Source organism: Sphingobium sp. FW306-1B-F04DB (assembly GCF_058781925.1).
Genome location: NZ_JBYSXE010000018.1, coordinates 41,993 through 65,351, shown reverse-complemented (window position 1 = coordinate 65,351; position 23,359 = coordinate 41,993). Strand labels below are relative to the sequence as shown.

General features: G+C 66.2%; 23 protein-coding genes, 1 tRNA gene and 1 riboswitch. Of the genes, 11 read left to right on the top strand and 13 right to left on the bottom strand.

The genetic code is table 11. From position 1 onward, the window contains the following. Window positions 1-19: 19 nt before the first annotated feature. Complete coding sequence (locus AC3WJD_RS10600) at window positions 20-793, bottom strand: ABC transporter ATP-binding protein (protein WP_492746587.1); 774 nt, start codon at window positions 791-793, stop codon at window positions 20-22. Next, window positions 787-1,773: a FecCD family ABC transporter permease gene (locus tag AC3WJD_RS10595; RefSeq protein WP_492746586.1), complete on the bottom strand. Its 987-nt coding sequence runs from the start codon at window positions 1,771-1,773 to the stop codon at window positions 787-789. The genes AC3WJD_RS10600 and AC3WJD_RS10595 overlap by 7 nt, the downstream gene beginning before the upstream one ends. A 170-nt stretch (window positions 1,774-1,943) precedes the next feature. Here AC3WJD_RS10595 and AC3WJD_RS10590 point away from each other — a divergent pair, with 170 nt between their 5' ends. After that, window positions 1,944-2,771, top strand: coding sequence for an ABC transporter substrate-binding protein (locus tag AC3WJD_RS10590; RefSeq protein ID WP_492746585.1), 828 nt, complete (start codon window positions 1,944-1,946; stop codon window positions 2,769-2,771). Here AC3WJD_RS10590 and cobO read toward each other — a convergent pair. Next, window positions 2,768-3,382 (bottom strand): cob(I)yrinic acid a,c-diamide adenosyltransferase, encoded by a 615-nt coding sequence (gene cobO, locus AC3WJD_RS10585; RefSeq protein ID WP_492746584.1) that lies wholly within the window; start codon window positions 3,380-3,382, stop codon window positions 2,768-2,770. The two genes, AC3WJD_RS10590 and cobO, sit on opposite strands and share 4 nt — an antisense overlap. A 66-nt stretch (window positions 3,383-3,448) precedes the next feature. After that, a riboswitch (cobalamin riboswitch) is annotated at window positions 3,449-3,659 on the bottom strand. A 139-nt stretch (window positions 3,660-3,798) separates the two neighbouring features. Between cobO and AC3WJD_RS10580 the strand changes: the two genes are divergently transcribed. Then, window positions 3,799-4,254: a hypothetical protein gene (locus AC3WJD_RS10580; RefSeq protein WP_492746583.1), complete on the top strand. Its 456-nt coding sequence runs from the start codon at window positions 3,799-3,801 to the stop codon at window positions 4,252-4,254. A 13-nt stretch (window positions 4,255-4,267) separates the two neighbouring features. On the opposite strand, the gene AC3WJD_RS10575 is transcribed toward AC3WJD_RS10580, so the two are convergent. Both AC3WJD_RS10575 and AC3WJD_RS10570 read right to left on the bottom strand, forming a co-directional pair. After that, window positions 4,268-4,341: transfer RNA gene (locus AC3WJD_RS10575), tRNA-Gly, on the bottom strand. A 255-nt stretch (window positions 4,342-4,596) separates the two neighbouring features. After that, window positions 4,597-5,532: an alpha/beta hydrolase gene (locus tag AC3WJD_RS10570; protein WP_492746582.1), complete on the bottom strand. Its 936-nt coding sequence runs from the start codon at window positions 5,530-5,532 to the stop codon at window positions 4,597-4,599. 128 nt (window positions 5,533-5,660) lie between these two features. Between AC3WJD_RS10570 and AC3WJD_RS10565 the strand changes: the two genes are divergently transcribed. From AC3WJD_RS10565 to AC3WJD_RS10555, 3 genes are read left to right on the top strand one after another with little or no spacing between them, the layout of a single operon-like run. After that, on the top strand, window positions 5,661-7,352 hold the full coding sequence (locus AC3WJD_RS10565) for an MFS transporter (protein WP_492746581.1): 1,692 nt from the start codon (window positions 5,661-5,663) through the stop codon (window positions 7,350-7,352). Between the two features lie 35 nt (window positions 7,353-7,387). Continuing rightward, entirely contained in the window at window positions 7,388-8,482 is a 1,095-nt protein-coding gene (locus AC3WJD_RS10560) for an HlyD family secretion protein (protein ID WP_492746580.1), read from the top strand. Continuing rightward, window positions 8,482-9,885, top strand: coding sequence for an efflux transporter outer membrane subunit (locus AC3WJD_RS10555; protein ID WP_492746579.1), 1,404 nt, complete (start codon window positions 8,482-8,484; stop codon window positions 9,883-9,885). The genes AC3WJD_RS10560 and AC3WJD_RS10555 overlap by 1 nt, the downstream gene beginning before the upstream one ends. A 6-nt stretch (window positions 9,886-9,891) precedes the next feature. On the opposite strand, the gene AC3WJD_RS10550 is transcribed toward AC3WJD_RS10555, so the two are convergent. The 8 genes from AC3WJD_RS10550 to AC3WJD_RS10515 form a co-directional block, all read right to left on the bottom strand. After that, the gene (locus tag AC3WJD_RS10550) at window positions 9,892-10,530 is read right to left on the bottom strand and encodes a cell wall hydrolase (protein ID WP_492746577.1); all 639 of its coding nucleotides are present in this window, start codon (window positions 10,528-10,530) and stop codon (window positions 9,892-9,894) included. A gap of 266 nt (window positions 10,531-10,796) precedes the next feature. Continuing rightward, on the bottom strand, window positions 10,797-11,474 hold the full coding sequence (locus AC3WJD_RS10545; RefSeq protein WP_492746576.1) for a spermidine synthase: 678 nt from the start codon (window positions 11,472-11,474) through the stop codon (window positions 10,797-10,799). Between the two features lie 94 nt (window positions 11,475-11,568). Continuing rightward, a complete protein-coding gene (gene rpsI / locus AC3WJD_RS10540; RefSeq protein WP_492746575.1) occupies window positions 11,569-12,096 on the bottom strand; it encodes a 30S ribosomal protein S9 in 528 nt (175 codons plus the stop codon). Then, a complete protein-coding gene (gene rplM, locus AC3WJD_RS10535; RefSeq protein WP_492746574.1) occupies window positions 12,096-12,575 on the bottom strand; it encodes a 50S ribosomal protein L13 in 480 nt (159 codons plus the stop codon). Before rplM ends, rpsI begins: the two co-directional genes overlap by 1 nt. 138 nt (window positions 12,576-12,713) lie before the next feature. Beyond that, window positions 12,714-13,517, bottom strand: a complete 804-nt coding sequence (locus AC3WJD_RS10530) for a hypothetical protein (protein ID WP_492746573.1) — start codon at window positions 13,515-13,517, stop codon at window positions 12,714-12,716. Window positions 13,518-13,521: 4 nt separating this feature from the next. Then, window positions 13,522-13,842: a divalent-cation tolerance protein CutA gene (cutA, locus tag AC3WJD_RS10525; RefSeq protein ID WP_492746572.1), complete on the bottom strand. Its 321-nt coding sequence runs from the start codon at window positions 13,840-13,842 to the stop codon at window positions 13,522-13,524. Continuing rightward, window positions 13,839-14,876: a COX15/CtaA family protein gene (locus AC3WJD_RS10520; protein ID WP_492746571.1), complete on the bottom strand. Its 1,038-nt coding sequence runs from the start codon at window positions 14,874-14,876 to the stop codon at window positions 13,839-13,841. Before AC3WJD_RS10520 ends, cutA begins: the two co-directional genes overlap by 4 nt. Before the next feature lie 52 nt (window positions 14,877-14,928). After that, window positions 14,929-15,330 (bottom strand): GFA family protein, encoded by a 402-nt coding sequence (locus tag AC3WJD_RS10515; protein WP_492746570.1) that lies wholly within the window; start codon window positions 15,328-15,330, stop codon window positions 14,929-14,931. A gap of 140 nt (window positions 15,331-15,470) precedes the next feature. Between AC3WJD_RS10515 and AC3WJD_RS10510 the strand changes: the two genes are divergently transcribed. The 6 genes from AC3WJD_RS10510 (at window position 15,471) to AC3WJD_RS10485 (ending at window position 23,346) form a co-directional block, all read left to right on the top strand. Next, window positions 15,471-15,839 (top strand): MerC domain-containing protein, encoded by a 369-nt coding sequence (locus AC3WJD_RS10510; RefSeq protein WP_492746569.1) that lies wholly within the window; start codon window positions 15,471-15,473, stop codon window positions 15,837-15,839. A 51-nt stretch (window positions 15,840-15,890) separates the two neighbouring features. After that, window positions 15,891-16,349, top strand: a complete 459-nt coding sequence (locus AC3WJD_RS10505; protein ID WP_492746568.1) for a Fur family transcriptional regulator — start codon at window positions 15,891-15,893, stop codon at window positions 16,347-16,349. A 101-nt stretch (window positions 16,350-16,450) separates the two neighbouring features. Then, window positions 16,451-18,376, top strand: coding sequence for a 1-deoxy-D-xylulose-5-phosphate synthase (gene dxs, locus AC3WJD_RS10500; protein WP_492746567.1), 1,926 nt, complete (start codon window positions 16,451-16,453; stop codon window positions 18,374-18,376). A gap of 6 nt (window positions 18,377-18,382) precedes the next feature. After that, on the top strand, window positions 18,383-19,114 hold the full coding sequence (locus AC3WJD_RS10495) for a TlyA family RNA methyltransferase (RefSeq protein WP_492746566.1): 732 nt from the start codon (window positions 18,383-18,385) through the stop codon (window positions 19,112-19,114). Window positions 19,115-19,183: 69 nt separating this feature from the next. Next, a complete protein-coding gene (locus AC3WJD_RS10490) occupies window positions 19,184-20,239 on the top strand; it encodes an efflux RND transporter periplasmic adaptor subunit (protein WP_492746565.1) in 1,056 nt (351 codons plus the stop codon). A gap of 8 nt (window positions 20,240-20,247) precedes the next feature. After that, window positions 20,248-23,346, top strand: coding sequence for an efflux RND transporter permease subunit (locus tag AC3WJD_RS10485; RefSeq protein WP_492746564.1), 3,099 nt, complete (start codon window positions 20,248-20,250; stop codon window positions 23,344-23,346). Window positions 23,347-23,359: the final 13 nt, after the last annotated feature.

The following is a 23,359-nucleotide window of genomic DNA, read 5'->3' as shown; positions in this document are numbered from 1 at the left end:
GGGTCAAGCGGGGCGGGGCTCAGGTCAGCTCCATCGGCACGATGATCCGATGGCCGTTGCCCGCGCCCGTCCATGCGCGCACGCCATAGACGCGTTCGAGCAGCGCCTCGGTCAGCACCGCATCGGCATTGCCATCGGCGACGAGCTGGCCCTGGTCGACGAGCAGCAGCCGGTCGCAATAGCGCGCTGCCATGGTGAGGTCGTGGAGCACCGCGATCACGAGCTTGCCGGCATGCGCCTGGGCGGCGAGCAGGTCCATCACCTGCAACTGGTGTCCGGGGTCGAGCGCTGCGAGCGGCTCGTCAGCGATTAGTATATCAGCCTCCACCGCGAGTGCGCGCGCGAGCAGCACGCGGGCGCGCTCGCCGCCCGACAGCTCGAGCGCGTTGCGGTGCGCGAGCGTGGTCACATCGGCCTGCTCCATCGCGCGCGCGATTGCCGCGCCGTCGGCGTCGGTCAGCCGCGAAAAGGGCGCGAGATGGGGGAGGCGGCCGAGCCCGACCAGCCGCTCGACGGTGAGCGGCCAGTGGAGCGTCTGGCCCTGTGGCAGATAGGCGATGCGCCGCGCGATCGCGTCGCGCGACATTGTCGTGACCTCCGCACCATCGAGAAGGATCGTGCCGCCCATGGGCTCGACGAGGTGCAGCACCGCGCGCGCGAGCGTCGACTTGCCAGCGCCATTGGGGCCGATGATCCCGACGAGCTGGCCGCCCTGGAGTTCAGCGTCGATACCGTGGAGCACCGCGCGTTTGCCCAGCGCGACGTGCAGATCGTTGATCGAAAGCGTCACCATAGCCGGCGCTCCCGTGCGAGGTGGAAGAGGAAGACGGGGACACCCAGAAATGCGGTCACCACGCCGAGCTTGAGTTCGTTGGTCGTCGGGATGATGCGAACGAGGATGTCGGCCGTCACCAGCAAGGCCGCGCCGCCCAGCGCCGCGGGGAGCAGCACCGCGCTCGGGCTGCGGTCGGTGAGCGGGCGGACGAGGTGCGGCACGATGAGCCCGATGAACCCGATCGATCCCGACACCGCGACGGCGCCACCCACGCCGATCGCGACGCCGATCAGCAGCCTCAGCCGCGTCCTTCGCAAGGATACACCCAGCGCGCGCGCACCGTCCTCGCCCAGCGTCAGCGCATCGAGCGCGCGCCCGTTCCACAGCAGCAATACGAGCCCGATCACGACGCAGGGCAGTGCGATCCAGACATGCTGGAAGGACCGGTCCTCAAGCGCACCCAGCAGCCAGTTGGTGATCTCCATCGCTGCAAAGGGATTGGGCGACAGGTTGAGCGCGAGGCTGACCCCGGCGGTCGCGAGCGTGCTGATCGCGATCCCCGCGAGGATCAGCGTCAGTGGGCTCTCCGACCTGCCGGAAAAGGCGAACAGCGCGACGAGCGAGGCGAGTGCGCCAAGGATCGCGAACAGCGGAAGGATCGCCGCGTGCATCTGTGCGAAGCCGAAATAGAGCGCGATCACCGCACCCAGCGATGCGCTGGTCGAGGCGCCGATCACCGAGGGTTCGGCAAGCGGGTTGCGGAGATAGCCCTGCAGCGCCGCGCCAGCGCCGCCAAGCATCCCGCCGACGATCAACGCGAGTAGCATGCGCGGCAGGCGCAACTCGAACAGGATGGTCGTGGCGATCCTGTCGTCGGCGCCCGTTGCGGCGGCGATGATGCGCGCCAGCGGAAGATCGGCCGGCCCGATCGCGAGCGATGCGAAACCGGCGCCGAGCGCGAGCAACGCCAGTCCGCCGAGAAGAAACGCGCGGTTCATCGCCCCAGATCCTCCCCGGCACGGGGAGGGGGACCAGCCGCAGGCTGGTGGAGGGGCAGTCGCGAAATGGAGCGGCCTTCGACCAGCCCCTCCACCGCCGTTCCGGCGGTCCCCCTCCCCGTTCCGGGGAGGACCTTGATCGCAGCGCCGTTTAGCGTCACCAAGCGCGCATGTTCGAAACGATCACCGCCTTCTTCGCCTCGATGTTCGCCGCGCTCGGCCTTGCGACCATGCCCGCCGCCGAGACCACACCGCGCCGCGTCGTTTCGCTGAACCTGTGTGCGGATCAGTACATCATGGCGCTGGCGGATCCCGGGCAGATCGCTTCGCTGACGCACAATGCGCGCGATCCCGAAATGTCCTGGCTGGCGCGGCAGGCGCAGCATTTTTCGATCAGCCGCGGCAGCGCCGAGGAAGTGCTCGCGCTCGAGCCCGACCTGATCATCGCCAGTCCCTATCAGCGCCACGACACGCTCGCGCTGCTGAAGGGGCACGACGTCGCCTTTCTCGACCTTCCGCCCGCGGAGAGCTGGACGCAGATCGTCGTGCAGGTGCGCGAGGTGGCAAAGGCGCTTGGCCATGTCGAGCGCGGCGAGGCGCTGATCCGTCGCATGGAAGCCGAGATTGCGGCGCCAGTCGCGAGAACCGGACCACGCCCGGTCGCGGCCTATTACCAGCGCCGCGGCTACATGACGGGCACGGGCACGCTGGTCGACGAGATGATGCGCCGCACGGGCCTCACCAACCTCGCGACAAAGCTCGACAAGCCCGCGCTCGCGCGTGTCTCGCTCGAGGAGATGGTGGCCGCGCGGCCCGACTATCTGATCGTCGAGAGCGCGACCGATACCGTGACCGACCAAGGCACCGAAATGCTCCACCACGCCGCCATCGCCGACATCCCGCGTATCAGCCTGCCCCAGGCGATGACAGTGTGCGGCGGGCCGTCGTACCCGGCGGCCGTGAAGCGGCTGCGCGAACAACTCGCCGCGCGCCACTAGAACTCGATCCCCGCCTGCGCCTTGATCCCGGCGCGGAAGGGGTGCTTGACCTGCGCCATCTCAGTGATGAGGTCGGCCGCCTCGATCAGCGCCTCGGGCGCGTTGCGGCCGGTGATCACGAAATGCGTCATCCCGGGCTTAGCCGCGATCGCGTCGAGCACCTCGTCGACCGGCAGATAGTCGTAGCGCAGCACGATGTTGAGCTCGTCGGCGATGACGAGGCCATAGGCGGGATCACCCAGCATCCGCTTCACCTCGTCCCATGCGATCCGCGCGATCTCGGTGTCGCGCGCGCGATCCTGTGTGTCCCAGGTGAAGCCTTCGCCCATCGGCTTGAACTCGATCTGGTCGGGAAAGGCGTCGAAGACAGCCTTCTCGCCCGTCTTCATCGCGCCCTTGATGAACTGGACGACGCCCACTTTCATCCCGTGCCCCATTGCGCGAACGGCGAGGCCAAGCGCGGCGGTGGTCTTGCCCTTGCCCGGGCCGGTATGGACGATGACGAGGCCCTTTTCCCGCGTCGCTGCCGCCACGCGCTTGCGGTGCGCGGCCTGCACCTTCTGCATCTTTTCCTTGTGACGCTGCTGCGCGTCGGTGTCGGTATCGGTCATGCGGCTCCTCCAGTCACTGGCGTCGCCCGACGGATATCCGTGCCCTGACCAGCCCCTGGGTCAAAGCAAGAGCGACACGCTCCGGCAGGTCTCCTGGCTCGCGGGTCGTCACGTGGTGCAGGGCCTTCCCGGAGCCTCGGCTCCAGTGGCTGCCCGCCGGGAGAATCCCGAAGGGCGTGTCCATCACGCTCGCCGCTTACAGTTGCAGGGACAGCCGCGGAGTTTCACCGCATTCCCTATTATGCCCTTGCCGGGCACCGGCGCGTCGCTGTCCGCATATCGCAGCCGCGCCCAAAGGCCAATGCGAAAGCGTGTTGGTCGCCCGATCGGGTCGATCCGTCGCGTCCGGGCTGCCGGGAACATTGTCAGCCGGCGTGCGTCGTTATTCACTGACGGGGAAGCCTAGAGAGCGTGGGATGATGAAAGTCTACAACACGACGCGTCTGGCCTTTCAGACTGCGCCGGTCAGCCTGAGCCGCTGGAAAAATGTGAGCGCCGCCTTCGAACAGGCGATGGCCGAGTTGCATGGCTTCGACCAGGAGTTCCTCGAACCCGCGCGGCGCACCTTCATGGCGGTGCGCGCCAAATGGCCTGGCGAGTCCGAGCCCCGCGAAGGCACGATCGCGCAGATGCAGATCGAAAAGGCGCGTGCGGTGTTCGAACCGGTCAGGGCGCGCCACGATGTTCTGGTCGGTGTCGTGAACGACGCTGTTGATGACATGCTTGCCACCCCCGCGCCATCGATCGCCGCGATGGCGATGAAGCTTCGCGTCGCGGTGGAGGGCCAGTGCAGGGGACGCCGCAGCGCCGATGAGAATATGCGGCTTCTGCTCGCCGACGCTCAGCGGCTCAGTGGCGAGGCGCTTGCCTGACCGGCCGGAAGACTGGAGCGGGTGAAGGGAATCGAACCCTCGTCGTAAGCTTGGGAAGCTTCTGCTCTGCCATTGAGCTACACCCGCAATGCCGTAATTTCCGCGGCTTTGCGTGTTCTCGTCGCTCCCTGTTTTGCAGGCCGTTCTGCAGCGAGGCTGGCGAGACGTTCGCCAAGTGCCACGACAGGGGCAGCGGCGTCAACAGCGTCGCTGCGAATTTGGCGGCATAAGGTCTAACCCGTTTGGCGTATGGCGTAACCTATTCGTTTCGAGATAGAAATGATTGCATCGAGGGTCACCTCGGGAACGCCGTAGGGCCGCCATGCCTCAGACATGGCGGCCCTATTGCGACGCCTCGGCCGTGACGGACTGCTGCCCGAGCTTTGCGCGCGGCGCGACATGCGCTTTCAGAAATGCGGTGCTTTCAGCCAGAACCGGTGCCTTTCCCCGAAAGGGCCGGGCCAGCGCCATGATGCTATCGCTGTGATCGAGCCCGGGATATTCGCGATATTCGGCCACACCGAAGCGCGACTGGGCGGCGGCGAGCGCGCGGCTGTTGCGCGGCCTGACGACGGTGTCTTCCGAGCCCGTCGCGAGCCAGAGTGGCGGCGCGTCGCGGCGCGCGAAATTGATGGGCTGGGTCGCTCGCGGGTCAGGCGCGCCCTTGAACGCCTCGATCGCGGCCGCGGTGGTGAAGGGGTAAAAGTCGTATGGACCGGCAAGTCCGGCGGCGGCGCGCACCCGCCGGGGATCGACGCCGGCATTGGTCAGCCATTGAGGATCGAGTGCCAACAGCATCGCGATATGTGCGCCCGCCGAATGACCCGCGAGTACCATTCGCTCAGGATCGCCGCCCAATTGCCCGGCATTGTCGTGCGCCCATCGCACCGCCGCCGCGGCGTCCTCGACAAATCCGGGGAAGCGGACTTCGGGCACGAGCCGGTAATCGGGCAAGATCACGAGGAAGCCCCGCGCCGCATAGGCTTCCGCGGCGAAGCGATAATCCTGACGGCGCCCGCTGTCCCACCCGCCGCCATAGAAGAAGACGAGCACAGGCAGCGCGTCGGTTGCAGGATCGGCGGGACGATACACATCCAGTCTGTGCCGCGGACCTGCGCCATAGGCGACTCCATGCAGCACGCGTCTGGTACCGGCGCCGCCCAGCGTCATGCGGTGCGCAAGGTTGAGCAGGCCCGGTGCGGTCGTCCCGCCAAGCCATAGCGGGGCCGCCACGATGGTCGCGACGAGGACGACCGCAAGCGCCATTGTCCATTTCATGATAATTTGCTGCCACGCCCGATCGATCGCCGCAAGCCACGTGCCGCACTGCAACATGGCACGTTGCAATTGCCTCAGACGGGGCGGATAAGGCGGACGAGTCGCACCTATTCGGGGACAGCGCGTCCATGGCCGCATCGACGCCCTATCAATTCAAGCCGCATGAACGGCCGACCCTGCCCGGGTCTCCTTTCAATCCCGATCACCCTGTCCGCAGGCAGGTCAGCTATTTCCTGATCGGCGCGCTTGCCGGCATCACCGGCGGGCTGGGCAATGCGCTCATCACGACCAATCTCAGTTTCCTGCAGGGATCGCTCGGCCTCTACAGCGACGAGGCCCAGTGGCTGTCGGCGGCCTATGTGATGACCAACATCTGCGCCAATCTGCTGCTGATCAAATTACGCATGCAGTTCGGCCTGCAGCCCTTCGTGCGCTGGATTCTCGGCATCTACGCGCTGTCGACGCTGGCGCATCTCTTCGTCCATGAATTCTGGAGCGCGCTGCTGATCCGCGCGGTCAGCGGCATCGCGGCGAGCGGCCTCACGACGCTTTGCGTGCTCTGCATGTTGCAGGCGATGCCCGCTCCCAAGCGCCTGCTGGGCGTCGCGCTCGGTGTCAGTTTCCCGCAACTCGCGGTGCCGCTCGCGCGCGTGCTCGCACCCTCGCTGCTCGAATGGGGCGACTGGCGCATGGGCTATTTCTTCGAGCTCGGACTGGCGCTCGCGACGCTTGCTGCGCTGCTCGCGCTGCCGTTGCCCCCAAGCGAACGCAGCAAGGTTTTCGAGAAGACCGATTTGGTGACCGTCGCGCTGTTCTTTCCCGGCATAGTGCTGTTTTGCTCGGTGCTCGCGCTCGGCAGGATCGTATGGTGGACCGATGCGGCGTGGATCGGCTGGGCGCTGGTCGGCGCGATCATCCTCCTGGGCGCGGCATTGTTCGTCGAGCACTACCGCGCCAATCCGCTGCTCCACACGCGCTGGATGGGAACGCGCGAAATCATGCGCATCGCTTTCATCGCGATCTCGGTCCGCATCCTGCTGTCCGAGCAGACCTTCGGCTCGATCGGCCTTCTCTCCGCGCTCGGAATGTCGACCGATCAATATCAGACGCTCTACATTATCGTCTGCCTCGCCTCGCTGGCGGGGATGGCCACTGCAATCCTGACCTTCAATCCGGCGAATCTCGGCCGGCCGATCCGTATCGCCTGCGTGCTGATCGCGATCGGCGCCTTCATGGATGCGGGTGCCACCAATCTGACGCGGCCGCACAATCTCTATTTCAGCCAGGCGCTGATCGCCTTTGCCGCGCTCTATTTCATCGGGCCCGCGATGATCATCGGCATCGCGCGCACGTTGCTTGCCGGGCCCCAGCATTTCATCAGCTGGATCGTGATCTTCGGCGCGACGCAGAATCTTGGTGGCCTGATCGGCCCGGCCTTTCTCGGCACCTTCCAGACGATCCGGGAGAAATTCCATTCACATGAGCTCGTCCAGCACATCGTGATGACCGATCCGCAGGTCGCCCAGCGTATCGCGGGAGGCGCACGCGCCGTGAGCGGGGTGGTGACCGATCCCGTGCTGTCCAACGCCCAGGGCGCCCAGCTCCTGAGCGCACAGATCACGCGTGAGGCAAATGTCCTTGCGTATAACGACGTGTTCATGCTGATCGGGGTTCTGGCGTGTCTTGCCTTTGTGTGGGGTGTCATGATCCAGTTCCGCATGTGGCGGCTTGGCGAGCGATCGCCCGTTGTGGTGCTGGCGGAGCGCATGCAGGCAATGGCGGCGGCAGCGGCTGAGCAAAGCAACGCGAAGCGCACGTGATGAAAGAAGACGAAGAACAAAAGGCGGCAGCCCCCATGTCCGAATCCGTTGCTAGTGAAAATCTACCAGCTGAGCCCGCCCCCGCGTCGTGGCGCCCGCCGCTCAAGGATCGCAAGACGATCGCGGTTATTTTGCTGCTCGTGCTCGCCGCGATCCTTACCATCCTTTACGCGTGGCGGCTTCCGCCCTTTGCGGGCTGGGTCGAGCAGACCGACAATGCCTATGTGCGTGGGCGCACCACGATCATCAGTCCACAGGTCTCGGGTTACGTGACCGCGGTCCCCGTCCAGGATTTCCAGCAGGTGCAGCCGGGACAGGTGCTCGTCCGCATCGAGGATCGTATCTATCGCGCGCGCGTCGAGCAGGGGAGCGCGAACGTCTCGGCGCAGATAGCCAACCTTGACAATTCGACGCAGGCAGAGCGCTCGCGTGAGGCCAACGCGCTGGCACAGGATGCCGCAATCGCCAATGCCGAGGCGCAATTGCTGCGCGCAGAGGCCGATATGCGCCGTGCTGACGCGCTGGTCGCTGACGGCTCGATTGCCACGCGCGAGCGTGATCAGACGCGTGCCGCGCTTCGACAGGCGCAGACACAGCTGAGGCAGGCGCATGCGGCGCGCGAGATCGCGCGACAGGACATCCGATCGGTCACGGTCGGTCGCGGCGGGCTCAAGGCCGGTGTCGAGGGCGCGCGCGCGCAACTCCACCTTGCCGAGATCGACCTCGACCATACCGTCATCCGCGCACCCGAGCCGGGCCAGCTGAGCGAGATCGGCGTGCGCAACGGCCAGTTCGTCACCGCGGGCACGCAGCTCATGTTCCTCGTTCCCAACGAGCGCTGGGTCATCGCGAACTTCAAGGAAGCGCAGACGCACAAAATGCGGATCGGCCAGCGCGCCAGCTTTCGTGTCGATGCGCTTGGCGGCGCGAAGCTCACCGGCCGGGTCGAGAACATGGCGCCCGCTGCGGGCTCGGAGTTCACGGTGATCAAGCCGGACAATGCGACGGGCAATTTCGTGAAGGTGGCGCAGCGGATCGCGGTCAGGATCAGGATCGATCGGGGCCAGGAACTCGCGGCGCGATTGCGTCCGGGCATGTCGGTGGTCGCGCGGATCTACACGAGGGACTGATGATGCCGAAGCGCGCAACCATGCTGCTGCTCGCCGCCGCCCTCCCGTTATCCGCCTGTGCGGGCCCCGCGATCGAAACCGCTCAGGTCTCCCCCCTTGAGCCCGCCGCGCAGTGGCGCACCGATGTTACGTCCACGGCACCGCTCGATCGCGCGTGGTGGCAGGCGTTCGGCGATCCCGTGCTGACGCGCCTCGTCGAACGCGCGATCGCCAACAACACCGAAATCGCCATCGCCTCAGCGCGCGTGCGTGATGCGCGTGCGCAGGAAATGGCGGCGCGCTCGCTGCTGCTGCCAACGCTCGATGCCGGAGCGGCTGCAGCACGTTCGCGTAGCGTCAATGCCTTTGGCCAGCCCGTCGAGCAGACCGCGGCGCAGCCGCAGTTCCTGGCCGCCTATGAAGTCGACCTGTTCGGGCGCCTCGCCGATCAGGCGGCGGCGGGCAGGGCGGCCTGGCTTGCCAGCCGCGCGGCGCATGACACGATCGAACTCGCGGTCGCGTCGGCCGCCGCCAGTGGCTATGTCACGCTGCGCGCGCTCGACGCGCGGCTGGAGGTGACGCGGCGCACGCTCGAATCGCGCGCGGAGGCGATGCGCCTCGCGCGCTCGCGCACTTCGACCGGCTATTCGCCACTGCTCGAACTGCGCCAGGCCGAGGCCGAATATCAGGGCGCGGCGTTAATCATTCCCCAGATCGAGCTCAACATCGCGCGCCAGGAAAATGCGCTCCGCCAGCTCGTCGGGGAAACTCCCGGTCCGATCGAGCGCGGTGTTCCGCTATTCGAACTGGCCGAACCCGCCATCCCCGAGGGCTTGCCTTCAGACCTGCTACGTCGGCGCCCTGATATTGCGCAGGCCGAGTATCAGCTTGCAGCCGCCGACAAATCGCTGGCGGCCGCGCGCAAGCGGTTCCTGCCGCAGCTGCGATTGAGCGGCGCGGCGGGCGCGGCCTTCTCGACGCTGCTCGGCGACCCGATCACGATCTGGTCGGTTGGCGGCAGTGTCCTCGCGCCCATCTTCGAGGGTGGGCGGCTCACCGCGCAGGCCGAAAGTGCCGCGGCACAGCGTGATCAGGCGGCGTTCGTCTATCGTCGCGCCGCGCTGGCCGCCTTTCGCGAGGTCGAGGACAATCTGGCTGCCGAGAAGCGACTTTCCGAACAGTTCGAGCATGTCCGCGCGCAGCGCGACGCGCTCGCCGCCGCGCTGCAGCTCGCCACCAACCGCTACCGTGCGGGCTATTCGCCTTATCTCGAGCAGCTCGACGCGCAGCGCGGCCTGCTCGCGGCCGAACTCGTCCTCGTGCAGACACGCGCCGAGGAGCTCAACGCGCTGATCGCGCTCTATCAGGCGATGGGCGGGGGGTGGAGCCCCGATGCGCTCGCGGCGGTTGAGCGCGCCGAATAGCGGGCGTCAGTTATAGAAAATGTGGCGGCCGAGCTGCGCGACGCGGGTGAGGCGGCGTCCCCATGACGGCGCGACATAATTTGCGTGATACCACAGCACGTCGGACTCGATTTCCCGGGCCAGCTTCTTGCGTGCGATGTCCGCGATCGCGAGCGCGCGATGCCAAAGGTCGCTGCTTTTGTCGATCTTCGGGAATTTGCCCCCACGGATGAACGAGAATTGCGCGGGCTGGGTCACGACGTCGCAGATCGACGGGGGGTAGACGCCGGAGGCGGCGCGGTTGAGCACGACTTGCGCCACGGCAAGCTGGCCCTCGAGCGGTTCGCCGCGCGCCTCGAAATAGACCGCGCCGGCAAGGCATTCGAGCTGCTCATCCTGTTTGCCATAATCGACAAAGGCGAGCACGCGATCATGGAGTGAAAGGGCGGCCCGGGCTGCGGGCGCGGGCTGCGACACAGCGGGAAGCCGGATCGTCCCGGCGGTCGGCTGTACCGTCGACGTGATCGTGGCGGCGGGTGCTGCAACGGCGGCGGGTGTCGCCACCGAGGTAGCAGGCACCGTTGAGGCGAAAGACGGAGCGGCCGTCACGGCGGCGAGGAAAAGCAACGCGGCAGCAAAGCCGCGCACGCAAAGCGTACTGAACATCTACGTCCGGATATGGGCGGTCGGTGTCGCGGAAGCGCGCAAATGCGCGTCTCTGATCACCCCCCGACTAGCGTGCTGTCCGTCTCTGACCCGCAACCACGCGCTTGCCTTTGATATATGTCAAGCAGATGATGGGGAGCGGGCGGCAAGTCAATTGCGCCGCCCGGGCGGAACGGCGAATGGTTAACGCGCCGGGACGGGGCGTGCTGCGAAACGAAAATTTGGTCGGGTACACGCGTCGCGGTATGGGCTGCGGACGGTGTTTCTCAGCGCCCGGCCCTTGTCGCGAACCAGATCACGTGATGCGCCCCCTTGCCGTTGCTGCGCGCACGCACCGCGACCTCCTCGGTGAGGAAGCCCGCATCCTTCAGCCGGCGGGTGAACGCCGGGTCTGGCGCCGCCGACCAGATCGCGAGGACACCGCCGGGCTTGAGGGCCGCGCGCGCCGCGGCCAGTCCGCGCATCGAATAGAGCCGGTCGTTCGAATCGCGCGTCAGCCCGTCGGGGCCGTTGTCGACGTCGAGCAGAATCGCGTCGAACGTCTCTCGCGCCCCCGCGATCGGCGCGACTACGTCGCCCTGGAACAGCCGCACACGCGGATCATCAAGGCAGCCGGCGGCGAGCTCCGCCATCGGACCGCGCGCCCATGCGATGATCTCGGGAACCAGTTCGGCCACGGTCAGCTGCGCGTCGCCGGGCAGCGCCGCAAGCGCCGCGCGCAGCGTGAAGCCCATGCCATAACCGCCGATCAGCAGATGCGGTGCCTTGCGCCTGCCGAGGCGCGCGCACGTCATCACGGCCAGCGCCTCTTCCGACCCGCTCATCCGCGTGCTCATCAGCTCGTTGCGGTCGAGCACGATCATGAAGTCCCTGCCGCGCCGGAACAGTCGCAGTTCCTCGCCGCCGGGGATCTTCGCGGTATCGATCAGTTCGCGTGGGGTCATGCCAGTCCTACCGGTGGGCTTGGGCAATATGCCCAACGAAAAAGGGCGGCGCCAGCGGCACCGCCCTTTGTCTGTTCCGTATGTCGGCGCCGGATCAGCGCTTCGAGAACTGGAAGCTGCGACGGGCCTTGGCCTTGCCGTACTTCTTGCGCTCGACGGTACGGCTGTCGCGGGTCAGGAAGCCCGCCGTCTTGACCGCGCCGCGCAGCGCGGGCTCGAACTTCGACAGTGCCTGCGCGATACCGTGCTTGACCGCGCCGGCCTGGCCCGAAAGGCCGCCGCCCTTGACGGTGCAGACGACGTCATACTGGCCCTCGCGGTCCGAGACGCCGAAGGGCTGGTTGATAACGAGGCGCAGCGTGGGGCGTGCGAAATAGATTTCCTGATCGCGGCCGTTGACCGTGATCTTGCCGGTGCCGGGCTTCAGCCAGACGCGGGCAACCGCGTCCTTGCGGCGGCCGGTGGCATAGGCACGGCCCTGCGCGTCGACTTCCTTCTCGCGCAGTGGCGCGGCAGGCTGGACGGGCGCGTCGAAAGCGGCGGTGACGGCGACGGGAGCTTCAGCCGCGGCGCCGGCGGCGATGTCCTTGAGGTCGGACAGCGATTGACGGGTATCGGACATTATGCGCCCACCTTGTTCTTGCGGTTCATGGCAGCGACGTCGAGCACGGTCGGGTTCAGGCCCTCATGCGGGTGCTCGGCGCCCGAATAGATGCGCAGGTTGCGCATCTGCTGGCGGCCCAGCGGACCGCGCGGGATCATGCGCTCGACCGCCTTTTCAAGCACGCGCTCGGGGAAACGGCCCTCGAGCACTTTGCCCGCGGTGATCGACTTGATGCCGCCCGCATAGCCGGTGTGCTTGTAATAGACCTTGTCCTGCAGCTTCTTGCCGGTGAAGCGCACCTTGTCCGCGTTGATGACGATGACATTGTCACCGCAATCGACGTGCGGGGTGAAGCTCGTCTTGGTCTTGCCGCGGAGGATATTGGCAATGATCGTCGCAACGCGACCGACCACCAGGCCATCGGCATCGATAAGATGCCACTTCTTTTCCACCTCAGCCGGCTTGATCGACTTGGTGGTCTTCATCAGCGCCTTCATGGTGCTAGACCTCATGCAATGAAAACAAACGAACCGCCCGTGTGACGGGGCGGTGCGAACGGCGGCCTGATGACGTGTTGTGGTGCTTAAGTCAAGCGAAACCGCGGGATTACAAACGGGTATTATGATACCCTAAGGTCATTGGAGGCGTTTGACGTCGATCACCGCATCGGGCTCATCGCCTGCGGTCCGGACGCCGGTCACCACGCGCTCGCGCGTGCTCGAGCGGAGCAGCAGGCCCGTCGCGCGCTCGACGACGAGTTCGCCGTCGCTTGCAAGCGTCGCGTTGCCCTGCAACTGGCGGCTGGTCCGGACGGTATAGGTCAGCGTGCTGTGGTCCACGGCCTTGAGCGTCGCCGAGGCGCCTTCGCGCGCGTCGCCGCTCTCGACAGTGTCGCCCGGCGCCACGGGCGGTAGCGCATAGCCGACGAGCCGAAGCAGATTCTCCATCAGCTTGGCCGAGCGCGCCTCGGGCGGCAATGCAGCGATGCTGGCAAGGACGGATTCGATGCCGTTGGCGATCGCGGGCTTGAGCGCGGCTTCCGCCCTGAGCTTTTCGATCGCGGCGAGCACCCGGCTCCACGTTGCCGCCTCATCGGCCAGCCCCAGCGGTTTGCCCTCGTGCGACAGCAGCAGCGTGGTTTCGAGCCCGACAAAGGGACGGAAGGCAGCATCGAAGCGCTGTGCGATGGCGGCGGGAGCGTCCGCCTTCGCCGAATGCAGCGTCACCGTCATCCGATAGCCGCTGCCCTCGCGGGCGAAGCGCGCGCGCTGGTCGAGTTTGAAGACCAGCGGGTTGCCCTGACGGTGGCGCGTCTCGATCACCTCGAAGCGGATCTCGCGGTCGACGGGTGGCGTGAAGCTGGCAGCGACGGGCTGCGCGAGCGCGGGACAGGGGAGCAGCAGTGAAAGTGCCGATATGGCCCATGGACGCCTCGCCATGCGGTCAGTCCCCCGTTTCGCGCTTCACCCAGTCGGCATAGCTATCGGGCGTGTGCGCGATTGGCCAGACGGTTATCGCGGGCACGTCATAGCTGTGCAGTACCGCAATCCGCGCCACCAGCGCCTTCGCACCCTCGCCTGTGGTCTTGAACAGGGCGGGGACTTCAGTCGCGTGTTCGACCGTGCCCTCCCAGCGGTAGATCGACTGGCACGGCGCGAGGATATTGACACACGCCGCCAGCCTTTCCCCGATCACCGTCGCCCCGATCCGCTCGGCCTCTTCCTGCGATCCGAAAACCGCATAGACGGTGACGATCGCGCTCATCCCCGGCGTTGTCCCAGCGTGAAGGCGGCGATCGTGGCCGCGATGACGAGGAGCGCGCCGACCGCCTGGTGCGCGGTGGCGATGATGATGTTCACGCCCGTCAGCAGCGTCGCGATGCCAAGCGCGATCTGGAGCAGGACAAGCATCGTGAGGTTGGTCATCGCCGCGGGCCTGCCCATCCAGCGGCAGCGCAGGCCGAGCAGCACGAGTACGCCGCCCGCGATCCATGCGAACCAGCGGTGGACGAACTGCACCACGATCGGGTTGTCGACCAGATTGCGCAAAAAGGGCTCGAGCATCGGTGTCGCCGAGGGGAACCATTCGTCGCCCATCTTGGGCCAGCTCGAAAAGGCAAAGCCCGCATTGAGCCCTGCGGTGAACGCGCCGAGCAGCAGCTGCAGGAACAGAATGATCAGCGCAAAGGCAGCGAAACCCGTCATTCGCGCGGGCTTCGCGTTCGGATATCGCGCAAGCGTCGCCAGATCCATCGCGGTCCAGGTAAGCCCGCCGAGAATGGTGAACGCGGTCAGCAGGTGGACCGCAAGGCGGATATGGCTGACATCGGTGCGCTCGACGAGCCCCGACGACACCATCCACCAGCCGATGGCACCCTGTAGTCCGCCCAGAGCAAGCAACGCAGTCAGGCGCGGGCCATAGCCCTTCGGAATCGCCCGCCGCCACCAGAACCAGAGCATCGGCAGCGCAAAGGCGAGTCCGATCAGCCGGCCGAGCAGGCGATGGATATATTCCCAGAAGAAGATGTGCTTGAATTCGGCAAGGTTCATCCCGTTGTTGATCTGCTGATATTCGGGGATGCGCTTGTACGCGTCGAACTCGGCATGCCACGCCGCGTCGGTCAGCGGCGGGATGATGCCGCTGATCGGCTTCCACTCGGTGATCGACAGCCCCGATTCGGTCAGGCGCGTGATGCCCCCCACGACGACGATGAGGAAGACGAGTACGGCGACGCAGGCGAGCCAGCGCGCCAGTTTGGCCGGCTGTGGCGCCGGACTTGCGGGACGGGCAAACGACATGGCCCGCGGCTATGCCGCGGCACGTTCACAGGCACAAGGGCATGCGGTGCTTCTAGCCTTCGGGATAGCGGGCGAATTCGGGAAGCGCGTGCGCCTCGGCCATCCAGCCGATGCGCTCGGCAACCTGGATCTGCGCCGAGGGCTTACCGATCGCGTCGGGATCGTCGAGCGTGGCCGACTGGATATCGATCATGCCCGGGAAAATAGCTTCGTTGGTGTAGAACAGCCCGGTACCGCAATCCGGGCAGAAGTGGCGGCGGCCATTCTCCGATGATGCATGGGTCCGCGGTTCGCCACGCACTGTTTTGACCGCATCGGCTGCGAACAGCGCCCATCCGACAAGCGGTGCTCCCGCCGAACGTCGGCAGTCGGTGCAATGGCACAGCGCATTATGCTGGGGTGCGCCTGAAACCTGGTAGCGAATGGCCCCGCAATGACAGCCACCTTCAAGCATGCGAATCCTCCCGAATCACGTCGTTGATGCGATCATAGCGCGACTGCTGCCAGTACGTGACAGCAGTGGCTTTCTGAAATGTTATGTTGTAACTTGCACGCGACCGTGCCACATGCGGCGCGTTCGAACTGGAGTCGTGTGTGAACAACCTCGTGTCGCGTGCTGGACTGCTTGACCGATTGGCCATTGGCCTGTCGGGGCTGTGCGTCGTGCATTGCATCGCGAGCGCGGTACTGGTTGCGCTGCTCGCTTCGGCGGGCGGGTTGCTGGTCGATCACCGCATACATGAGGTCGGCCTGATTTTCGCCATCGGGTTCGGTATCGTGGCGCTCGGCACCGGGATCTGGCAGCATGGTTTCATGATGCCCTCTGCCGTGGGGGCGCTTGGCCTCGGGGTGATGGCGGGTGCGCTTACGCTGTCGCATGACGCCAGCGAGGTGGTTTATACGATCATCGGCGTGGGCATCCTCGCGCTCGGCCACGATCTCAACCGGCGCGCGACGCTCTAGACCTTGATCGCCAAGCTTGCCGCGGGCGCACCAAGCGCCTAAATTCGGGCCATGGCACAGCATCACCATCACGAGCATGAAGGTATCGCGCTCAGCGATGCCGCGAAGATCGCGTTCGAGAAGTCGGGCGAGCAATGGACCGATATGCGGGCAAGCGTTTTTGACGCGCTTGCGGGGTTCGCCAAGCCTGCTTCGGCCTATGACATTGCGGAGGCGGTCTCGAGTGCGCAGGGGCGCCGCGTGGCTGCCAACAGCGTCTATCGCATTCTCGACCTGTTCGTGACCGCAAATCTGGCGCGGCGCGTCGAAAGCGTGAACGCCTATGTGGCCAACGCGCATCCCGATTGCCTGCACGATTGCATCTTCCTCGTCTGCGACAATTGCGGCCAGGCCACGCATATCGACGACGACAGCCTGTCCGCGGGCGTCCGGACCGCGGCGCGCAAGGCGGGCTTTTCGCCCGAGCGCCCGGTGATCGAGGTGCATGGCCGCTGCGCCGATTGCGAATAGGACCGTCCCGGTTGCACCGTTTCTGCACGGTTCCCCGACAGCGGTTCCGTTCGACAGCCGCGCGCGCGAGCGCTAATGCTGCGGCTTGAAAGAGGGAAAACATGTCCGATTCACCCGCGACGCCGTTGCTTGACACCGTCGCCACGCCCGCCGATCTTCGCAAGCTCAAGCCGGGGCAGCTCCGTCAGCTCGCCGACGAACTGCGCGCGGAAACGATTTCGGCGGTTGGCACCACGGGCGGGCATCTGGGTTCCGGCCTTGGCGTCGTCGAGCTGACCGCGGCAATCCACTATGTCTTCAATACGCCCGATGACCGACTGATCTGGGACGTCGGACACCAATGCTATCCGCACAAGATCCTGACCGGCCGGCGCGATCGCATCCGTACGCTGCGCATGGGGGGCGGGCTTTCGGGCTTCACCAAGCGCTCCGAAAGCGAGTTCGATCCCTTTGGAGCCGCGCACAGCTCGACCTCGATCAGCGCGGCGCTGGGCTTTGCGATCGCCAACAAGCTCGCGGACAAGCCCGGCAAGGCGATCGCGGTGATCGGCGACGGCGCGATGTCGGCGGGCATGGCCTATGAGGCGATGAACAATGCCGAGCAGGCGGGCAACCGGCTGGTCGTGATCCTCAACGACAACGACATGTCGATCGCGCCGCCGGTGGGCGGGCTGTCGGCCTATCTCTCGCGCATCGTTTCGAGCCGTGAATTCCTGGGCCTGCGCGACCTTGCCCGCCGCGTCGCGCGGCGGCTGCCGCGTCCGCTCCATGCCGCAGCCCGCAAGACCGACGAATTCGCGCGCGGCATGGCGATGGGCGGCACGCTCTTCGAGGAACTCGGTTTCTATTATGTCGGCCCTATCGACGGACACAATCTCGACCAGCTCATTCCCGTGCTCGAAAATGTACGCGATGCCGAGGAAGGGCCGATCCTCGTCCATGTCGTGACGCAGAAGGGCAAGGGTTATGCCCCTGCCGAGGCCGCGGCCGACAAATATCACGGCGTCCAGAAGTTTGACGTGATCACGGGCGCGCAGGCCAAGGCGCCCCCGGGGCCGCCCAGCTATACCGGGGTGTTCGCCAAGGCGCTGATCGCAGAGGCGGAACGCGACGATACGATCTGCGCGATCACCGCAGCGATGCCGTCGGGCACGGGCCTTGACAAGTTCCAGCAGCTGTTCCCCGACCGCAGCTTCGACGTCGGCATCGCCGAGCAGCATGCGGTGACGTTCGCGGCGGGGCTCGCGGCGCAGGGCATGCGCCCCTTCTGCGCGATCTATTCGACCTTCTTGCAGCGCGCCTATGACCAGGTGGTCCATGACGTCGCGATCCAGAACCTGCCCGTGCGCTTCGCCATCGACCGCGCGGGGCTCGTGGGCGCCGACGGCTCGACGCACGCGGGCAGCTTCGACGTCACCTATCTGGCGACTTTGCCCAATTTCGTCGTGATGGCGGCGGCCGACGAGGCTGAGCTTGTCCATATGGTGCACACCTGTGCGGTGCATGACAGCGGGCCGATCGCGGTGCGCTACCCGCGCGGCAACGGCACCGGCGTGGCGCTCCCGGCAACGCCGGAAAAGCTCGAGATCGGCAAGGGGCGTATCGTGCGCCAGGGCAAGAAGGTCGCGATCCTCTCATTGGGGACGCGGCTCGAGGAGGCGCTGAAAGCGGCCGATCAGATGGACGCGATGGGTCTTTCGACCAGCGTGGCCGACCTCCGCTTCGCCAAGCCGCTCGATGAGGCGCTGATCCGCAAGCTGCTGACCACGCACGAGGTTGCCGTCACGATCGAGGAAGGCGCGATCGGTGGCCTGGGCGCGCATGTGCTGACCTATGCCAGCGACAGCGGGCTGATCGACGCCGGGTTGAAGCTCCGCACCATGCGGCTTCCCGATCTCTTCCAGGATCAGGACAAGCCCGAGAAGCAATATGACGAGGCGGGGCTCAACGCGCCGCACATAATCGATACGGTGCTGAAGGCGCTTCGCCACAATTCCAGCGGTGTGATCGAAGGCGCGCGCGCCTGATCCTGCATGCCCAAGCTTCGCGCTGATCAACTCCTCGTCGATCGTGGCCTGGCAGAGAGCCGGACGCGCGCGCAGGCGCTGATCCTTGCGGGCCTTGTCTTTACTGGCGAGCGCAAGATCGAAAAGGCGGGGCAGCCACTCCCCGACGACGCGCCGCTCGAGGTGCGCGGCCGTGATCATCCCTGGGTTTCGCGCGGCGGGATCAAGCTGGCGCACGCGCTCGAGCATTTCGGCTGGGGCGTGACGGACGCGGTCGCGATGGATGTCGGCTCGTCGACAGGCGGATTCACCGACGTACTTCTCACCCGCGGCGCAGTGCGCGTCTACGCAGTGGACAGTGGTACCAACCAGCTCGCGTGGAAGCTGCGGCAGGACCCGCGCGTCGTCGTGCATGAGCAGACCAGCGCGCGGATCCTGACACGGACGCATATTCCCGAACCGATCGACCTGTTCGTCTGCGATGCCAGCTTCATCTCGCTTGCCAAGGTGCTGGAAACGCCGCTGACCTTCGCTTCGCCCGGCGCGCGCCTCCTCGCACTCATCAAGCCCCAGTTCGAGGCGGGGCGCGACGAAGTGGGCAAGGGCGGCGTCGTGCGCGATCCCGAGGTCCATGCGCGCGTCTGCGACGAAGTGCGCCAATGGATCCAGGCCAGGGGCTGGTCGGTCGAGGGCGTAATCGAAAGCCCGATCAAGGGCCCCGAGGGCAATGTCGAATTCCTCATCGCGGCGCATCGCTAGCCCGCGACAAATTGCGACAACTGGGCCGCTTGCCAAGCGCTCCGCCGCGCACTAGCGACGCTTGGTCCCATGCGTAAAGTGTATCTCCTCCTCGCCCCCGTGGCGTTGCTGGCCGGCTGCGGCAGCGGCAACGGCAATGCAGGGGCCAATCGTGCCGTGCCGCTGGTGAAGGCAGAGGCGGTTTCCTCGCGACCATTCGTCGATCGGATCGACGCGATCGGGACCGCGCTCGCCAATGAGCAGGTGACGCTGGCTGCGCCCGTGACCGAAAGGCTGACGCGCGTCAATTTCCCGGACGGCGGATTTGTCCGTGCGGGTCAGGTCATCGCGACACTGGCACAGGGGCAGGAAGACGCCCAGCTCGCCGACGCCGGCGCACGTGCACGCGAGGCGCAGCAGCAACTCGGACGCCTCCAGCAGCTCAAGCAACGCGGCTTTGCCACCAACGCGGCGGTGGATGCGCAGTCGGCGCTGGCGTCGTCGGCGCGCGCACAGGCGGCGGAGGCGCGCGCGTCGATCGGCGATCGCGTGATCCGCGCGCCGTTTTCGGGATGGGTGTCGCTGCGCACGATCTCGGAGGGCGCGGTCGTGACCTCGGGCACGACGATCGCGACGGTCAGCGACATTTCTCAGATCAAGCTCGACTTCGCGGTGCCCGAGACGCTGCTGTCGGCGCTGAGGCAGGGCCAGTCGATCAAGGCGGTCGCCGCGGCGTGGCCCGATCGCAGCTTTGTCGGGCAGGTGCGCAGCATCGATCCCGTGATCAACCCCGCGACCCGCGCGGTGACCGTCCGTGCGGTGCTGCCCAATCCCGAACTGCTGCTCAAGCCCGGCATGTTGATGACGGTGGTGGTGGAAGGCGCGGCGCGCACCGCGCCTGCGGTTCCCGAGCTGGCATTGGTCGGCGAAGGGGATCGCAGCTTCGTCTATGTGGTGGGGGCAGGTGACAAGGTGAAGCGCACCTCCGTGCGGACGGGCGCACGGCAAAATGGTATGGTCGAAATCGTAGAAGGGCTCCAATCTGGCACACGCGTGGTGACCGAAGGGGTCGTCAAGCTGGCCGACGGCATGCAGGTGACGCTGGCCGGCGCCAAAAGCGCGAAGTCGGCGTCGGCGCGCAAATAGGGCGAGCCATGCAGCTGTCCGATCTCTCCGTCCGCCGTCCGGTCTTCGCGACGGTCATTGCACTGCTGCTCTGCGTTGTCGGCCTGGTCGGCTTTTTCAGCCTGTCGGTGCGCGAATATCCCGATACGGACCCGCCCGTTGTGTCGGTCGAGACCGTCTATACCGGCGCCGCCGCGAGCGTGGTGGAGACGCGCATCACGCAAGTGCTCGAGGAACAGCTCGCTGGCATCGAGGGGATCCTCGCCATCACCTCGCGCTCGCGCGACGGCCAGTCGGCCATCAGCATCGAATTCAATCCCGGCCGCGACATCGATTCGGCAGCGAATGACGTGCGCGACCGTGTCAGCTCTGCGATCGAGGACCTTCCCGAAGAGGCGCTGGCGCCCGAAGTGCGCAAGGCCGACGCGGATTCCGCGCCGATCCTGTTCCTCGTCTTTTCCAAGCCCGATTGGTCGCGCCTCCAGCTCAGCGACTATGTCGACCGCAATCTGGTCGATCGCTTCTCGGCGATCGACGGTGTCGCGCGCGTGTTCGTGGGCGGCGAGGCGCGCCCGTCGATGCGCGTCTGGCTCAACGCCGAGCGGCTTGCCGCCTTCCAGATGACGCCCGCCGACGTAGAGACCGCGCTCAGGACGCAGAATGTCGAGCTCCCCGCGGGGCGCATCGAATCCAAGGACCAGAACGTCACGCTGCGGGTCGACCGGCCCTTCGGTACGCCCGAACAGTTCGCGCAGCTCGTGGTCGGGCGCGGGGCCGATGGCTATCTCGTGCGGCTGGGCGACGTCGCGCGCGTCGAGCAGAATGCCGAGAACATGTATTCGCAATTCCGGCTGAACGGTCAGCCTGCGGTCGGGCTCGGCATCGTCCGCCAGTCGGGCGCGAACACGCTCGAAGTTGCGGAGCGCGCCAAGGCCGAGGCCGCGTCGCTCAATCTCCCCGAGGGCATGCAGTTCAACATCGGCTCGGACGAGTCGCTCTTCATCAGCCGCGCAATCGAACGCGTGTGGCACACGCTGGCCGAGGCCGCGGTGCTCGTGGTGCTCGTCATCTTCCTGTTCCTGGGAAGCTGGCGCGCGACGCTGATCCCCGCGGTGACGGTGCCGATCTGCCTGCTCTGCGCCTTCGCGGTACTCTGGTTCTTCGGCTATTCGATCAATCTGCTGACCCTGCTCGCGCTTGTGCTCGCCATCGGCCTGGTCGTCGACGACGCCATCGTCGTGCTCGAGAATGTCTATCACCGGATCGAGCAGGGCGAACCACCATTGGTCGCCGCATTCCGCGGCACGCGGCAGGTGGGTTTCGCGGTCATCTCGACGACGGTCGTCGTCTGCGCGGTGTTCGTGCCCGTGATGTTCCTCGCCGGACAGACCGGGCTGCTCTTCCGCGAGCTCGCGGTCGCAATGGTCGCGGCCATCGCCTTTTCGGGCTTCCTCGCGCTCAGCCTCTCACCGATGCTGTGCTCCAAGCTACTGCGGCACGAGGAGCGTGGGCGCTTCACCCAGTGGATCGACGACCGGTTCCAGCGCGTCGAGGCGACCTATGCGCGCGTGGTCGACAGGGCGATCTCGAAGCCGCTGGTTCCGGTTGCGGCTACGCTGCTCTTCCTCGCGGCGGCCGGCGTGCTGTTCGCCTTCATGAAGTCCGAGCTGATTCCCGAGGAGGATGTCGGCATCGTGCAGGCACAGGTCAGTGCGCCCGAGGGCACGGGCTTCGACACCATGGACCGTTACATGCTGCAGGCGCAGCAGGCCATCCTGCCGTTGCTGCAGGAGGGAACGGTCCGCACCGTCGTCACCCGCACCCCAGGCGGTTTTGGGACCAGCGACGATTTCAACAGCGGCAACTTCGTGATCTTCCTGAAGCCCTGGGAAGAACGCACGAAGACGACGCAGGACGTCGCGGCCGAGGTCAATGCCAAGCTGCGCCAGCAGCCCGCGATCCGCGGCAATGCCTCGGTCCGCGCAGCGATCGGCGGACGCGGCCAGAACAACCCGATCAGCTTCGTGATCGCGGGCAACAGCTATGAGGAGCTCGCCATCGCGCGCGACCGCATCCTCGCCGCCGCGGCGTCCAATCCCGGCATCGTCAACCTCGATTCCGACTATAAGGAAACCAAGCCGCAGCTGCGCATCGAGGTGAACACCCAGCGTGCGGGCGACCTCGGCGTTTCGGTTGAGGATGTCAGTCAGGCGCTCCAGAGCCTGCTGGGCTCTCGGCGCGTGTCGACCTATATCGACCGTGGCGAGGAATATCGCGTGATCGTCCAGGCCGAGGCGGCAGGACGCTCGTCGCTCGACAATCTGGCGCAGATCCATGTGCGCAGCCGCACGGGCGAACTGATCCCGCTGTCCAACCTCGTCACGACACGCGAAACCGCGGGGCCGCGCGATCTGGGCCGGTTCAACAAGATGCGCGCGATCACGCTCTCGGGTGGTCTTGCCCCCGGTTATACGCTGGGCGAAGCACTGACCTTCCTCGAACTGCAGGCCAATGCCTCGCCCGAGGTGACCGCGATCGGCTATCGCGGCCAGAGCCAGGCGTTCAAGGAAACGGGCGGATCGATCTGGGTCGTGTTCGGGCTCACCATCCTGATCGTCTTCCTCGTGCTCGCCGCGCAGTTCGAAAGCTTCGTGCACCCGGTGGTGATCATCACCACCGTGCCGCTTGCGGTCGCGGGCGGCGTCGTCGGGCTCGCGCTGACGGGGCAAACGATCAACCTCTACAGCCAGGTCGGCATCGTCATGCTCGTAGGTCTCGCCGCCAAGAATGGCATCCTGATCGTCGAGTTCGCCAATCAGCTGCGCGACGAGGGCAGGGAGATTGCCGAGGCGATCCGTATGGCCGCGGCGCGGCGTCTTCGTCCTATCCTGATGACCTCGATCGCCACCGTGATGGGTGCGGTGCCGCTGGTCATCGTCGGCGGGGCGGGCGCGGCATCACGTACCGCGATCGGCGTCGTGATCGTTTTCGGGGTTGCCATTGCCACCTTCATTACGCTTTTCCTCATTCCGATCCTGTATCAGCGGCTGGCCCGCTATACGGGTTCGCCCGAAGCTGTCGGGCGAGAACTCGACGCGGCGCTGCAACGCCCCGCGCCGGCGGAATGAGGAAGGCATGAGG

Excerpts from the sequence above, each read along its gene's own strand:
- AC3WJD_RS10600 (WP_492746587.1), bottom strand. The coding sequence starts at position 793 with ATGGTGACGCTTTCGATCAACGATCTGCACGTCGCGCTGGGCAAACGC.
- AC3WJD_RS10595 (WP_492746586.1), bottom strand. The coding sequence starts at position 1,773 with ATGAACCGCGCGTTTCTTCTCGGCGGACTGGCGTTGCTCGCGCTCGGC.
- AC3WJD_RS10590 (WP_492746585.1), top strand. The coding sequence starts at position 1,944 with ATGTTCGAAACGATCACCGCCTTCTTCGCCTCGATGTTCGCCGCGCTC.
- cobO (WP_492746584.1), bottom strand. The coding sequence starts at position 3,382 with ATGACCGATACCGACACCGACGCGCAGCAGCGTCACAAGGAAAAGATG.
- AC3WJD_RS10580 (WP_492746583.1), top strand. The coding sequence starts at position 3,799 with ATGATGAAAGTCTACAACACGACGCGTCTGGCCTTTCAGACTGCGCCG.
- AC3WJD_RS10570 (WP_492746582.1), bottom strand. The coding sequence starts at position 5,532 with ATGAAATGGACAATGGCGCTTGCGGTCGTCCTCGTCGCGACCATCGTG.
- AC3WJD_RS10565 (WP_492746581.1), top strand. The coding sequence starts at position 5,661 with ATGGCCGCATCGACGCCCTATCAATTCAAGCCGCATGAACGGCCGACC.
- AC3WJD_RS10560 (WP_492746580.1), top strand. The coding sequence starts at position 7,388 with ATGTCCGAATCCGTTGCTAGTGAAAATCTACCAGCTGAGCCCGCCCCC.
- AC3WJD_RS10555 (WP_492746579.1), top strand. The coding sequence starts at position 8,482 with ATGATGCCGAAGCGCGCAACCATGCTGCTGCTCGCCGCCGCCCTCCCG.
- AC3WJD_RS10550 (WP_492746577.1), bottom strand. The coding sequence starts at position 10,530 with ATGTTCAGTACGCTTTGCGTGCGCGGCTTTGCTGCCGCGTTGCTTTTC.
- AC3WJD_RS10545 (WP_492746576.1), bottom strand. The coding sequence starts at position 11,474 with ATGACCCCACGCGAACTGATCGATACCGCGAAGATCCCCGGCGGCGAG.
- rpsI (WP_492746575.1), bottom strand. The coding sequence starts at position 12,096 with ATGTCCGATACCCGTCAATCGCTGTCCGACCTCAAGGACATCGCCGCC.
- rplM (WP_492746574.1), bottom strand. The coding sequence starts at position 12,575 with ATGAAGGCGCTGATGAAGACCACCAAGTCGATCAAGCCGGCTGAGGTG.
- AC3WJD_RS10530 (WP_492746573.1), bottom strand. The coding sequence starts at position 13,517 with ATGGCGAGGCGTCCATGGGCCATATCGGCACTTTCACTGCTGCTCCCC.
- cutA (WP_492746572.1), bottom strand. The coding sequence starts at position 13,842 with ATGAGCGCGATCGTCACCGTCTATGCGGTTTTCGGATCGCAGGAAGAG.
- AC3WJD_RS10520 (WP_492746571.1), bottom strand. The coding sequence starts at position 14,876 with ATGTCGTTTGCCCGTCCCGCAAGTCCGGCGCCACAGCCGGCCAAACTG.
- AC3WJD_RS10515 (WP_492746570.1), bottom strand. The coding sequence starts at position 15,330 with ATGCTTGAAGGTGGCTGTCATTGCGGGGCCATTCGCTACCAGGTTTCA.
- AC3WJD_RS10505 (WP_492746568.1), top strand. The coding sequence starts at position 15,891 with ATGGCACAGCATCACCATCACGAGCATGAAGGTATCGCGCTCAGCGAT.
- dxs (WP_492746567.1), top strand. The coding sequence starts at position 16,451 with ATGTCCGATTCACCCGCGACGCCGTTGCTTGACACCGTCGCCACGCCC.
- AC3WJD_RS10495 (WP_492746566.1), top strand. The coding sequence starts at position 18,383 with ATGCCCAAGCTTCGCGCTGATCAACTCCTCGTCGATCGTGGCCTGGCA.
- AC3WJD_RS10490 (WP_492746565.1), top strand. The coding sequence starts at position 19,184 with ATGCGTAAAGTGTATCTCCTCCTCGCCCCCGTGGCGTTGCTGGCCGGC.
- AC3WJD_RS10485 (WP_492746564.1), top strand. The coding sequence starts at position 20,248 with ATGCAGCTGTCCGATCTCTCCGTCCGCCGTCCGGTCTTCGCGACGGTC.